Origin of the sequence: Legionella adelaidensis (assembly GCF_900637865.1) — a bacterium.
Classification (GTDB): domain Bacteria; phylum Pseudomonadota; class Gammaproteobacteria; order Legionellales; family Legionellaceae; genus Legionella_A; species Legionella_A adelaidensis.
This window is the reverse complement of sequence record NZ_LR134422.1, coordinates 18,210-31,645: the sequence shown is the minus strand read 5'-3', so window position 1 is coordinate 31,645 and position 13,436 is coordinate 18,210. Positions and strand designations below refer to the sequence as shown.

The window sequence follows — 13,436 nt, the reverse complement described above, 5'->3', positions numbered from 1 at the left end:
CCGGAATGGTAAGTGTAATGCCGAAATAAGGTGTGTAGCAATAAGCGTATCTTATATAGGCTATAGTTTTCTTATATATAGGAGAATTTGTTGTGCATATACTCTATACAATTGGACATTCCAACCGTAAATTTCCCGATTTTCTATCATTACTTAAACAATATAAAATCAATCGGGTAATAGATGTGCGAACTATCCCCAAGTCCCGTTTTGTACCGTGGACAAATGAGAAACAGCTAGAAAAAAATTTAGAAAAGGAAAATATAGAATACATGCATTTTCCACAATTAGGAGGATTGCGCACTCCCTGCGCTAATTCAGTTAATTTAGGCTGGCGTAATAAAAGTTTTAGAGGTTATGCTGATTATATGCAAACGGATGATTTTTTTATTGCGTTAAAAGAATTAAACAGACTGCTAAAAAAAGACAGAGTGGCAATAATGTGCGCTGAAGCAGTTCCCTGGCGTTGTCATCGCTCATTAATTGCAGATGCTGAATTATCTCGAGGGATTAAGGTTATCCATATTATTAGCGACAAAAGTAGTCAAGAGCATGTTCTTACCTCATTTGCCGTTGTGGATGATAAATCAACGCCTATCCGAGTTATTTATCCGCTAGAAAATAAAAAAAATCCCCAACAAGGGGATTTACTGTAATTAGCGGGTTATTTTTTCCCTCCACCATCTTGTTTATTGACAGTGCGCCAAGCCCGCTCTTCGGCTTCTTTTTTTGACACACCTTTGTCTTTATAACTTTCTTCAATATGATGTGCTTGACGTTTTTGTTTACTGGTATAGCTTGATTTGTCTCCTCTTGACATAATTCTACCCTCCATAAAATCAGAGTCATTTTCTATGTAGACTAGGCCCGAGCCCTAACTTCTATTCTCGATTATTTATTAGTAATTATATTAATTATAGTAGAAAGCGGAATAATAATGACTAATCGATCAGTGCGATAATATTTTTATCACGGAATAATTGCCTGTTTGCTCCAGATATTCGTAGAGGCATTTTGTTAATCAGGACTCAGTCCACATAATAGTATTTACATTCCTGAATAATTCGGTCCTCCTCCGCCTTCGGGTGCTTCCCAAATGATGTTTTGCTCCGGGTCTTTAATATCACATGTTTTACAGTGGATGCAGTTTTGTGCATTTATTTGCAATTTTGGCTGGTTATCTACATAAACAATTTCGTAAACAGCTGCAGGGCAATAACGCGTTTCAGGAGAGGCAAATTTTTTATAATTAACTTCAATAGCCAATTTGGGATCCCGTAATTTTAAATGGCACGGTTGATCTTCTTCATGAAAGGTATTGGATAGGTAAACAGAAGATAAACGATCGAAAGTTAAGACGTTATCCGGTTTAGGATATTCAATCTTTTTCGCCTTTTCTGCTAATTGAAGCGTAGAGTGATCAGCATGATTTTTTAATGTCCAGGGAGATTTTCCAAAAGAAATATATGTTTCAAATGCCGCATTCAGTAAGCCAAAAGTGAGCCCGTAACGAAAACCAGGTCGTATATTGCGAACAGAGTATAGTTCTTCCCCTAACCAATTATTTTTCACTGCCGAAGGATAGTTTATGATTTCAATGACGTTATCGTTATCTTTACTCAGGGACTCAAAACAGGATTCGGCGGCAAGTATACCCGACTGCATCACCATGTGAATTCCTTTTATTTTAGGCACATTTAAAAATCCAGCAGCATCGCCTATTAGGGCGCCTCCAGGGAAAGTTAATTTCGGTAAAGATTGCCAGCCGCCTTCATTAATGGCTCTGGCGCCATATTCAATTCGTTCTCCGCCTTGGAGTATTTTGCGAATAAAGGGATGCGTCTTAAATCGTTGGGTTTCATCAAAGGGGTTCAGCCAGGGATTTTTATAGTCTAAACCGACCACATAGCCAATAGAAACCCGATTTTTTGAAAAAAAGTAAACAAAAGAGCCTCCATAGGTAGAATGATCAAGCGGCCAACCGAAAGTATGAATGACTTTGCCTAATTGATGTTGTTCAGGAGGGATAGTCCAAATTTCTTTAATTCCTATGCCGTACGTTTGCGGATTGACATTTTTTCTCAAATTAAACCGGTGCATAAGATTTTGGCTTAGTTGACCACGACAGCCTTCAGCCAATAAAGTTTGTTTGGCCAGCAGCCGCATGCCTGGTTGAAAATTGGATTTGGGGTTTTTTTCCTTATCGCGTCCGACATCTCCTGTTGCTACGCCAATGACTTTCCCTTCGTCATTATATAAAATTTGACTTGCGGGAAAGCCTGGATAGATTTCACAGCCTAAAGACTCGGCTTCTTTGGCTAAAAATTGGCATAATTCCTCGAGGCTAATAATGTAATTATTTGCTTTATTTCGCATCAATCGGGGAGTAGGTAAACGAAAAGCTCTCTTCTTTGTAAGATAATAAAATCTATCTTCAGAAACAGGTGTATCCAGGGGTGCTTGCTCCCATTTGTCTGGTAGTAAGGCCTTTAATGTTTTAGGTTCTAATACAGCCCCTGAAAGAATATGCGAACCTACCTGTGCACCTTTTTCTAATATACAGACAGAAATTGTTTTGTTATTTTGAATAGCTAATTGTTTTAATTTTATAGCGGCAGACAAACCAGAAGGTCCAGCACCAACAATAATTACATCATACTCCATTGTCTCTTGTTCCATTTGGCTGCCTCCCTATAAAAAAATAAACAATCCTTGAAAAAGCAGTTAAAGCCATAGCGAGCAAGTCAAGGGTGCTGAATCTGCTTTTTCTAGGATAATGACTTTTCAGGAGGGGAATATCAAGTAGGTTGGCGACAAGGGTACAACAATTTATAATGGCTAACGGTGTGTTGGGCCTTTAGCATCAATCAACATTTTTATAGGAAAGCTGGCATGAACACCACGGAATGGTTAACACAATTAATTTCTTTTGATACTACTTCGCGTAATTCGAATCTTCCTTTGATTGAGCATGTTGCCTCGTGGTTTGAGCAACATGAAATCGAGTATGCTTTAATTCCAGGCCCCAGTGATACTAAAACAAATTTATTAGCTACTATTCCTACCAATAAAGGTTCTCGAGAAGGGGGGCTAGTCCTTTCAGGTCATACCGATGTCGTACCAGTAGATGGACAAATATGGCAAACCGATCCTTTTACGGCTGAAGAAAGAGAAGGAAAAATTTTTGGGCGAGGGGCTTGTGACATGAAAGGATTTCTTGCTGTCATGCTTGCTTTGATACCTGAATTTAAAGTTTTAAGATTGACTAAACCGCTCCATTTTTCTTTTACATATGATGAAGAAGTAGGATGCCTGGGGGTACAATATTTGCTAGATTACTTAGCCAAATCAGGTATTCAGCCAGAAGGGTGTATAGTAGGTGAGCCTTCCTCCATGCAACCTATTGTTGGTTACAAAGGGCGTAATGTATTTCATTGTCAGGTGAAGGGTTTGGCTTCGCACTCCTCATTAACTAATAAAGGATGTAACGCTATTGAATATGCGAGCCAGATTATTAACTATATTCGTTCTATCGCTGATTACTTTCGTTTAAACGGACCTTATGACCAAGACTTTGATCTTCCGTACACCACTATTACTACTAATGTGATTAGTGGTGGTACGGCTTTTAATATCGTTCCCGACAACTGTGAGTTTATTTTTGAAGTAAGGCATATACCTGAGTTCTCTTTAGAGTCATTTCGCGCACAAATTGAAAATTACATTGAAGGGGAGATAGTGCCTGAAATGCGCAAAAATTACCCCAAAGCTACTGTTTTTTTAAATCTAAGCTCTTCAGCCCCGGGCTTTAATACCACCGAGTCCTCACCTTTGACCCAATTAATCCATAGGGTAACGGGCATACAAAAACGGTCAAAAGTATCTTATTCAACGGAAGCGGGACTTTTTCAAAAAGCACAAATCCCAACGATTATTTGCGGCCCAGGAAATATTGAACAAGCACACGGAGCCGATGAATTTGTTTCTAAAGAACAACTTATAATCTGCGAACGGGTCTTGCGAAATGTGGTTAACTTTTATTGTCAAAATTAAAACGGTAAAATTTGCTCAGCATACCCTTAAAGACGCCATCTTTATAGTAATGCATTCCGCATTTTTTCATCACCTGTAAAGAGGCTTTATTGTTTTTATCCGCATAGGCAATTATATGATCGGTTGGGATATGCGTTTTTGCCCAATCTAATAGTGCGAGCAGGACTTCCGTTGCATAGCCTCTATTCCAAAATTTTTTATGAAACAGATAACCTACCTTAATGTCCGATTCAAAATTATCAAAGTAGGCGCGTCCGGCAAATTCTTCTGTTTTCAAGTCAAAAATGACAAAACAAGGTAAGCTTTGCGTTTTGCAATTGGTTATACAATGAAAAACCATTTGTTTCATCTCTTCAGGGCTCAAGGTTCCAGAGGGAAAAAACTCCTTTACTTCGGGATCCGTGTCCAGCGCCTCTAAGTGTTTAATATCTCCCTTGGTGATAAATCGCAAGCCTAATCTTTTGGTTTTAATCAAGTATTTATCCATTATTTGCTCAAATAGACTTCCATTTAATCTACTATACTATAAAAAATAAGGAAATGACTAATAAAAGGACTAATGGCTAATGAAAAATTTGTCATTTAAACGTTCATTACCTGCGTCAATCGGTATTGAGCTGGAGTTTCAGCTTATTGACAAACAATCTTGCAAGCTAGCTTCAGGCTCAAAACATTTAATTCGCAAAATAGGTGAAAACGGTTATCAGGATCGAATTACCCCTGAAATTACTCAATCCATGATTGAATTAAATTCTTCAATCCACCAACACCCGGCTAGCCTGTATAAGGAATTGCTGGAGTTGCAAAATTATTTATTACAGCTTGCTGCAGATACTGACATTGCTTTTTGTGGAGGCGGCACACACCCTTTTCAGGAGTGGACATTACAAAAAATATTTCCTACACGAAGATACAAACGTTTGGCGCATAAATTCCGCTATCTGACCCGAAGGGCAACTGTATTTGGCTTGCATGTGCATATCGGCTGTGAGACGCCTGCAAATGCGATTTACTTAACCCACATCTTGGCAAGATATGTTCCTCAATTAATTGCTTTAAGTGCGTCTTCCCCTTTTTACCAGGGAATTGACTCCGGCTTCTATTCTTCACGTTCTACTGTTTTTGGTGCTTTTCCTACCAGTGGAGTTATACCTCTTTTAACCAATTGGGAAGATTTTTCTCGTTATTTTTATCGTATGAAAAAATGGGGAGTTATCGAAAGCATGAAAGATATTTACTGGGATATACGACCTAAACCCGAGTTTGGCACGGTAGAAGTCAGGGTCTGTGATACGCCTTTAACCCTGGAAAGGGCGGTTAATATTGCTGCATTTGTCCAAGCTTTAGCCGTATATTTATGGGCTGAGAGGCCTATACCAATCTCTCAAGAGGTCTATTTTTTATATAACTATAATCGATTTCAAGCCAGTAGATATGGCTTTAGCGGCCATTTTCTAAATGCTTATAGCAATCAAGAAACCGAAATTAGTGAAGATATCTTAAATACTATTACAGCGCTTGAAAAATATGCGGTGCAATTAAATACAACACCATTTCTGCAGAAATTATATGAGGAGGTTGCCCATAATGTAAGCGATGTCCATTTATTGAGGGAAATCTATAAAAAACACCACTCGTTTGCAAAAGTCGTTGAAGAGCAGTGTAGTTATTGGCTTTGTTCATCACGAGATAAAAATGAAAAACCTTAACCATTCAGAAATACAAACGGATATAGAGTATCTAAGGAAAACCGCCATCAGCGATTTTTTGAATAACAGCGATTTAGAAGTTCTTTTTAAGCATAATAGCAAAGTTAATTTCAACACTAACGAGATTATTTTACACCAAGGAAAAATAGCAGTTGGGATTTATCTTATCCTGCAGGGGGAGGTAAGTATTCAAGCGCAAATTATGGGTGAAGGCAATACTAAGATAGGAGTATTGAAAGAGGGGGCATTTTTAGGCGAGATTAGTTTTATTGAAAGGGGGCCTTCTACTACTTCTGCTGTTGCTGCGAGTGGGGTTAGTTGCTTATGGATTCCGCATACCTTTTTTGATTTATTATCAAATTATTATCCTTCGATAAAATATAAACTCCTACAGAGTTTAAATGTTCAAATATGTTCTCGTTTAAAGCAAACACACGATAAAGTAGTCGCTGAGATTGCAGAGAATAAAATAAAGAACCAATCTTTTTTTGCAAAAGTTATCCACTCAATAACGCAGCCAAAGCCTATCCAGGTGGGAAACATAGAAAATTACGCATTTGTGAGAGAAAAATTTTTTCCGCATTTATCCAATCAGGAGCGTGAGATCTTATTTAATCATGTCACCTTTCTTGAAGCGCCCAAAAATTGCGTGTTAATTCAAGAAGGACAAAAAAAAGCTTCTTGTTTTGTAGTAGTTCAAGGTGCTGTGCAATCGAGTATTATGAATTCAAATAAGATTGCAAAACTATCAGTTATCGGCCCAGGGTCTCTTTTTGCAGGAATTGCCTGTATTGATAATGCTAGTGAGTTCACCATTACCTTCACAACCTGTGAAAGAGCAATTTTATTGCATATTGATGAAAATAAATTGGTTTACTTTCAAAAAAATTATTATGCCTTATGGTACAAATTATTTGATTTAATTACTTCTTCATTGGTTGCTTTACGTAAATCTATCGATAAATTAGACGTGCGATTGCACATTGAAAAATACAACAGGTGACCTATGTGTAGAATTTTATCATATTTAGGAAAGCCTACATTACCAGCAGAGTTGCTTTATAAGCCGGATAACTCTTTTATAAAACAAAGTTATCATCCCAAATACATGTCTTATATTCTCAATTTAGCCGGTTTTGGTATGGCTGCTTGGGATAAAACCTCTAATAACCCGAAAATGCCTTTTCTTTACAAAACTCCGCAGCTGCCTTTCTATGATGACAATTTGCGTAATCTCTCGGAAAAGATATCACCCTATTGTTTACTCGCGCATTTAAGGGGGGTGGCGTATCATGAAAAACAAGTGGTTTCCACGCAAAATGTCCATCCGTTTGTTTTTTCTGGCTCAAATGTTGCTTTGGCTCACAATGGATCATTATATAATTTCGACGTAATGCGTTTTGATCTTTTGGAGTATATTCATGAGGAGTATCACAAGTTTATCCACGGAACGACAGATAGTGAGTGGATTTATGCAGTCTTTTTATCACAATTACCCTTTACCGCAGGGAGTTATACAAGCCAGGAAATAATTCATGCGATAACAGAAACCTTAAATATTCTTAAAATAGTGCGTAAAAAACATCAGATTCAAATTAATTCACCAGTGAATCTTTTCATAACCAATGGCGAATTTATTGCCGCCACCCGTTTTGTTCTTGATTATGGCTGGCAACCATTGAATATGGTAGCTAACCCCCATTTTACATACCACTCGCTTTGGTACACGTATGGAGATTGTTACGGATTTTTCGATAATGAATATAAAATGAAAGGGTCAGAGAAGAAAAGTATCATTATTGCCTCTGAACCACTTACTGAAGACACCACCACCTGGCTGGAAGTCCCTGAATATACTTTATTGTTTGCAGAGTATGCTCAGGGAGAAATTCGTATTATTACCCAAGATATTACTATTTAGTGCAAAAATTTTTTTCCTGGAAATGTGGACTGAAGAAAGTATAATTCACTATTTTTGCCCCTAGAGAAATAAATGAACCTCGAGCTTTTAAAACAACTGCTTCCCAAAATTTGCGCTGGCGATGAGCAAGCCTATTTAACCTGCTTTAACTCTCTCTGTGATGAGCCTTTTCCCGAAGAGTGTCATGCTTATTTAGAAAATTATCCTAAGACTGTTGAGTTAACCGAGGAGCAACTCCTTAACTTTCGAGCGTTATATGGGCTCAGTTTACTTTTTGGACTGAGCGAGAGAAGGTATGAAGCAGCACAAGCCTTAGATTTACTGCATAGACAAAAAGGACTCGGTTGCCATTGGGTGTTGGCTAAAATTTATAAAGATCGCCTCACCTTCAGGGAAAAAAATCTTTGTGAAGCTATAAGTTATTTCGAGCCGTTGATTGCGCTCAACCATGCCCCATCTATGTATGGGCTCGCTCGCTTTTTGTTGAGTGGTGATGAAACACAAGGTGTTGCAATAGATAGGCCACTGGCCTTATTACTTTTAAAACAAGCTGAGTATTTAGAACCTGGCATAACTGAGTGTTTGGATATTGAAATTAAATCTAAACTGTCTTATGAGGAAAGTACCTCAGTAGAGTTTGAATATCAATTATATGTTTTAAAAATCTGTTCTAAGCCTTTAGAAGTTCAACAATTAATCGATCAATTGATTCAGCACATAGAAAGCCAAAAAAATGAAGTAGATAGGAGTCTACTCATTGACCTTCTTCGTATGACCCGTTTGGTTCTTCAAACTCCCTCAAGAGAAAATATTGAAAAATATAAACAATATAGCGACCAATTGCCTACCTCTGCAACAATGAAAATTATCGCGGGGCTCATGACGGCGTTAGGAGTCGCTTTGTTAGCTTTAGCTACCACAGCTGGTATAGGTACAGGGGCTGCATTAATAGCATGCGGAGCAGGATTTTTTATGAATAGAAAAACTGCTATTGCTACTGATATACAAAATGTGGCCAATGCTTTGACTATGGAAATGTAGGTTGATGCCAAAGGCCCACGATGATTATTTAAAAATTGTTGAGGGTCTTTCCCCTATATCTACGTTAATATATTTTCTAATTCTTGGTGGCTATTTACTTCATAATGGGGCTTAATATTTGTATTAATACTATTCTTGGCCAGGTTAAACCAGCAAGTATGAATACCGGCGTTTAAGCCTCCTTGTATGTCTGAATCAAGACTGTCACCAATCATTAAAACGCTATCACGATTGGGATTACCCATTAGTGCTAAGGCATGATCAAAAATTTTCCGATTAGGTTTGGCAATACCTATCTCTTCGCTAATTACATAAATATCAAAATGGTTGGTTAGGCCTGATTTCTCCAGTCTTTCTTGCTGGTAATTGGTAAACCCATTAGTAACCATCCCTAATGTGGCTCTTCCTTTTAATTTATTTAAAAGAGAGATAGCACCATCAATAGGCGCACAATCCTCATACATACATTTTAAAAATAAATCGTTTAATTCCAGCGAGGTTTTATTGAATTCGGCAGCCAAATGCGCAAAACGTTGCTCTTTTAAGTTTTGAGCCGAAATTTCCCCCTTTTGAAATGCGTCCCACAATCGATTATTAATTTTTTTAAATGTTTCAAGGTGGTCGAGGGTAAATGCTATTTCGGATTGCAGAAACATCTCTCGTAAGCCTGAGTGCGGATTAAAATGAAACAAAGTATCATCAGCATCAAAAAGTATATATGGATATTTACTCACCGTTTTCCCTGGATAATTTTTTTGTAGTCTACCATTTTTTTAGTTTATCCGTTACATACTCTAATAATTCTTGATCAGATAAATTCATAATATTTTTTTGAATAAAACTGGTAATCAACTCTTTCACATTTTTATTTAAGTGTTGCAAAAAGCGCCCTTCCATTTGAGCAGGCATTACAATGATTAGTTCATCATAGGAATGATCATTACGGGCTTCGTTCAAATCATCAGCTACTTCTTTGGCAAATCTATCAATATAAACCTGCTCGGGGTTGGTAGTTAGGGGGTAGGCGCCCCGAACATGCGCACTTGTTTGAAAATGACCAGGTTTGTCGCTATTAATTTGGCTTGCTTTTAGTTTATTTTCGGGGTGGTATATTTCTTTGATGAGGTTTAATTTTTTGGGTTTACTATCATAATTATATATATGGCAGCAGTTTGTATTCGCAGCAACTATCCATTTCATCTTATCCTCCTTATAAAGCTGAGGGGTTTGTAATTAAATGGCCATATTTTAATCATAGCAGATTCTCCCTAGGTATAAAAAAATTTGACAAACTAAAACACAGTTTGTTATTTTAATTTCTTTATGTTTTAAATCAGAAATCCCAAATGGTAAACGGTCAAAGCATATTTAGTTTTTCCTCGTATGTAGCAAATAATGCGCTTGCTCTGTTTTGCCGTGTTTCTCTTATTGCACTTCTCGTGGTGGTGATTCTTACTTTTCTCTCTTAACCCTAGAGTGGCTTGTTATTATACCCGCACCTCTCTAGGGGGAGCGCGGGATAACTAACTGAGAGGAAGTATAAAATGACAAATCAAAATAAAAATTCGCAGGCCTTGTTAATGTGGTCTTTTCCACTGTTATTCTTTGCCTTTCAATTTATCTTACGTTTGTGGCCTGGTTTAATGATGCAAGAATTTATGCAGCAATATGCCATTGATGCCGCTGGTTTTGGGTTGATCGCTGCATTTTATTACTATGGATATGCCGGAATGCAAGTGCCGACCGCTATTTTACTGGATAAATTTGGTGCTAAAAAAGTAATTTTTGTATTCGCGTTATTCTGTGGAGCAGGGGCTTATTTATTTACCATTAGTTCCAATTTTTATATTGCACTTTTAAGTAGGTTCATGATTGGGGCTGGTTCAGCGGTAGGTATCCTGGGGGTTTCGAAAGTTGTTTCTGATTGGTTTGATAAAGGGCAATATGCAAAAATGATTGGATTTTCCTTTAGTCTTGGCCTTATTGGAGCAGTTTATGGTGGTAAACCTTTGTCAAAATGGCTGGCAGTTTATGGAGGGTATAGAGTAGGTATTACACTTGCCATAGTAATAAGCGTGTTAGGCTTTTTGTGTTTTATAACGTTACGTCAACCAAAAAATAACAATGATTCATTTGAAAAATTAAGGTTTTCTAATTTTATAAGTTTATTGTCTTCTCCCATTATATGGGCAGTAGCCATGGCTAATTTATTAATGGTAGGAGCGTTAGAAGGGTTTGCAGATGTATGGGGAGTTCCTTATCTAATGACTGCCTACTCTTTTGGGAAAACAGATGCTGCATTCTTAGCTTCTTTAATATTTGTAGGAATGATTGCCGGAGGACCCCTCATGGCTTGGTTTGGCAAGAAATTTGGTAATTATTTGAGTATTTGCTTATGCGGCGTGGGTTTGGCGGTTATTTTTTTATTTTTACTGGCGCAAACTTTTTCCAGTAGCCTTGCGTTAAGTATATTATTGTTTAGCGTCGGGGTGCTATGCAGTTACCAAGTGTTAATTTTTGCTGTGGGCTCTAGTATGGTTTCTTCGTCTTATGCTGGGGTTACCGTAGCTTTTTTAAATTGTATCAATATGTTAGGCGGTTCTTTGTTCCATACTGTTATTGGTAAAATAATGAGTTATTATGGAAACGAAGCAAGTGGGTTTAGTACAACTGCTTTTCAACACGCTTTAAGTATCATCCCAATTTGTGCATTGCTGGGCACAGGTTGTATTTATATAGTGAAACTAAGAGTTACCCACACCAAAAAATCCTCCCAGTTTCTTTTGACTCAATAATAATTCGAGCTGAGGAATGTGCGCTGTTCACATCCTCAGCATACTTTTGCGGCCTTTATTGAAAGGAGTGGTACTCAGTTGATTGGTTTTTATTCCGATAACATGAAACCAGCTAATAAAATTTTAGGATAAATAAAAAACACAAAAAATTCATTATTTAACCATTCTATTAATATTTTATTAAGGATGCGTGGATAAAATGATCCCGATTTGGTCAATAAGAGGTTTTTATGGGTCAGGTGATTTTAATTCATGCCAACTGTCATAATGAGACTGCAAAAGGAGACTATGCATTTGCCGGGAGTCTCGCTAGAGATATGATGCAGGAGATTAGATTAGAAGGTAAAACGGATGTAGATATTGTATTAATAAGTAGTCTGTCTGGAGTGCGAAATTTTGAATTTTTATATGGTGCTCCTATTGATGGACGCTTAAGCGTTGATGGTTTTAGTATTGGTTTATCTTCATTAGAAACATTAGATCCCCTAGAAAATACAGTGGTGGCTTTTATAGATGCTAACCGGTGTAAATATGCTCCCAGTGAATTAGTTAAACGTGTTATTTCTCCTGAATGTAAATTTTTATTTGTTGGTAACGCGCATCAGCCTGCTTATGGTAGTTACCTAGAAAAATTAGCCTATAATCGACAAGTGGCATATGACCAACCAGGTTTATATGATTTATTTAACTCAGATGATTTTTTAGTTGCCAGCGCGGGATTCGGAGCTGACCGATTAGGATTACCATTTATACAAAGTGCAGGAGAATTAAAACTTTCGAGGGAGGGAGACGAAGTTATTCCCAAACGAGTATATGGGTTTATGTACCTGGCTGCTGTTCAAGGGCAGAAAGATTATCAACTCATAACTCAATACATTAAATTGACAGGCTTGCAAGAATATCTGTTAGTAGGTAATTTCGCTAGCAATGCAAGTGAAATTCAAAAAGAGTACGAAAGTGACGCTACCTTAGATACTAGCCTAGCATATCCGAAAATTACCTTTCATCAATCCCTTCCTCATGGAACAATGCGCCAAGCAGTAGCCCGCTCTGCACCTGTAGTATTGGCAACAGGAGTGGCTAGCACTATTGAAGCATTGAAAGACGGCAAACTTACCTACTACCAGGATTTCACTCACAATGCAGAATTCGTCGCTTCTTTTTTAGTAGCGATTAAATCTTTAATTTCAACAGACAGCGGTTTATTTGGGGCAATGCCCCAAATGCTCACTGATCTTGCAACACTTTTATTTGCAGATAAGCCCTTAAGCAAAAAAGATATGCATAAAACACATGAACTATTAAATATTTCTACGATTAGTTCTCGACTTATTGAAATGAATCAAAAAGTTATAGACAAAGCCTCGGGAAAAATTGCGCCCAGGCTTCTAGGCTTTATTAATGCTCAAAGGTCAACAACTGCTCAAGAGCAATTAGCCTCTGTTTGTTATTCACTACGTAAACCCACCGAAGTATTATGTCCTGTTTATGATCAAGCTTTACGAAGAGCCGCGGCATGGGGGAAGTTGCTTGAATTAAAAACTTTAGTCAAATATATGAAAACAGATGATTTAAATAAAATTGATCCTGCTTCTCAACGTTCTGCATTGCATTGGGCAACTATTAGCAGAAATTTCGATTGTGCTGCCATTTTAGTTAGAGCACATTGTGCTTTAGACCTTAAAGATAAAGATGGTAAAACACCATTACACTATGCTGTAGCAGTGGGGGACAGAAACCTTATTCAGCTCTATGTCAGGGCAGGAGCCTCTGTAGATATTTATGATAATACTAATTTAACACCGGGGGAGTGTACGAGTGATAGTGATGTAAAGGCATTCTTAACATCCAAAGGCACGGAAAGCAGAATAGGTGGAGGATAAATAAATTTCGAATAAAAAAAGCCATCGCTTTCGA

13 protein-coding genes are annotated in these 13,436 nt (G+C 37.6%); 8 read left to right on the top strand and 5 right to left on the bottom strand.

Going from position 1 to position 13,436, the window contains the following annotated elements; all coding sequences use genetic code 11:
- The first annotated feature begins 92 nt into the window (after window positions 1–92).
- On the top strand, window positions 93–656 hold the full coding sequence (locus EL206_RS04715; protein WP_058462748.1) for a DUF488 domain-containing protein: 564 nt from the start codon (window positions 93–95) through the stop codon (window positions 654–656).
- An 8-nt stretch (window positions 657–664) separates the two neighbouring features.
- Here EL206_RS04715 and EL206_RS09965 read toward each other — a convergent pair whose 3' ends face one another.
- Window positions 665–820, bottom strand: coding sequence for a hypothetical protein (locus tag EL206_RS09965; protein WP_058462749.1), 156 nt, complete (start codon window positions 818–820; stop codon window positions 665–667).
- A 227-nt stretch (window positions 821–1,047) separates the two neighbouring features.
- Window positions 1,048–2,679: an electron transfer flavoprotein-ubiquinone oxidoreductase gene (locus EL206_RS04710; protein WP_058462750.1), complete on the bottom strand. Its 1,632-nt coding sequence runs from the start codon at window positions 2,677–2,679 to the stop codon at window positions 1,048–1,050.
- Between the two features lie 213 nt (window positions 2,680–2,892).
- Between EL206_RS04710 and argE the strand changes: the two genes are divergently transcribed.
- The gene (gene argE / locus EL206_RS04705; RefSeq protein ID WP_058462751.1) at window positions 2,893–4,053 is read left to right on the top strand and encodes an acetylornithine deacetylase; all 1,161 of its coding nucleotides are present in this window, start codon (window positions 2,893–2,895) and stop codon (window positions 4,051–4,053) included.
- On the opposite strand, the gene EL206_RS04700 is transcribed toward argE, so the two are convergent.
- Window positions 4,031–4,540 (bottom strand): GNAT family N-acetyltransferase, encoded by a 510-nt coding sequence (locus EL206_RS04700; RefSeq protein ID WP_058462752.1) that lies wholly within the window; start codon window positions 4,538–4,540, stop codon window positions 4,031–4,033. The two genes, argE and EL206_RS04700, sit on opposite strands and share 23 nt — an antisense overlap.
- Window positions 4,541–4,619: 79 nt before the next feature.
- On the opposite strand from EL206_RS04700, the gene EL206_RS04695 reads away from it, so the two are divergent.
- The 4 genes from EL206_RS04695 (at window position 4,620) to EL206_RS04680 (ending at window position 8,724) form a co-directional block, all read left to right on the top strand.
- A complete protein-coding gene (locus tag EL206_RS04695) occupies window positions 4,620–5,762 on the top strand; it encodes a YbdK family carboxylate-amine ligase (RefSeq protein WP_058462753.1) in 1,143 nt (380 codons plus the stop codon).
- Window positions 5,749–6,765, top strand: coding sequence for a Crp/Fnr family transcriptional regulator (locus EL206_RS04690; protein ID WP_058462754.1), 1,017 nt, complete (start codon window positions 5,749–5,751; stop codon window positions 6,763–6,765). Before EL206_RS04695 ends, EL206_RS04690 begins: the two co-directional genes overlap by 14 nt.
- A 3-nt stretch (window positions 6,766–6,768) precedes the next feature.
- Window positions 6,769–7,683, top strand: a complete 915-nt coding sequence (locus EL206_RS04685; RefSeq protein WP_058462755.1) for a class II glutamine amidotransferase — start codon at window positions 6,769–6,771, stop codon at window positions 7,681–7,683.
- 72 nt (window positions 7,684–7,755) lie between these two features.
- Window positions 7,756–8,724: an SEL1-like repeat protein gene (locus EL206_RS04680; protein ID WP_058462756.1), complete on the top strand. Its 969-nt coding sequence runs from the start codon at window positions 7,756–7,758 to the stop codon at window positions 8,722–8,724.
- A gap of 59 nt (window positions 8,725–8,783) precedes the next feature.
- On the opposite strand, the gene yjjG is transcribed toward EL206_RS04680, so the two are convergent.
- Both yjjG and EL206_RS04670 read right to left on the bottom strand, forming a co-directional pair.
- Window positions 8,784–9,458: a pyrimidine 5'-nucleotidase gene (gene yjjG, locus EL206_RS04675; protein WP_058462757.1), complete on the bottom strand. Its 675-nt coding sequence runs from the start codon at window positions 9,456–9,458 to the stop codon at window positions 8,784–8,786.
- Window positions 9,459–9,486: 28 nt separating this feature from the next.
- Window positions 9,487–9,924, bottom strand: a complete 438-nt coding sequence (locus EL206_RS04670; RefSeq protein WP_058462758.1) for a host attachment protein — start codon at window positions 9,922–9,924, stop codon at window positions 9,487–9,489.
- A gap of 344 nt (window positions 9,925–10,268) precedes the next feature.
- Between EL206_RS04670 and EL206_RS04665 the strand changes: the two genes are divergently transcribed.
- Together EL206_RS04665 and ankY are read left to right on the top strand one after the other, a co-directional pair.
- Entirely contained in the window at window positions 10,269–11,519 is a 1,251-nt protein-coding gene (locus EL206_RS04665) for an MFS transporter (RefSeq protein ID WP_058462759.1), read from the top strand.
- A 230-nt stretch (window positions 11,520–11,749) separates the two neighbouring features.
- Window positions 11,750–13,402, top strand: coding sequence for a Dot/Icm T4SS effector AnkY/LegA9 (gene ankY, locus EL206_RS04660; protein WP_058462760.1), 1,653 nt, complete (start codon window positions 11,750–11,752; stop codon window positions 13,400–13,402).
- The last annotated feature ends 34 nt before the right edge of the window (window positions 13,403–13,436 follow it).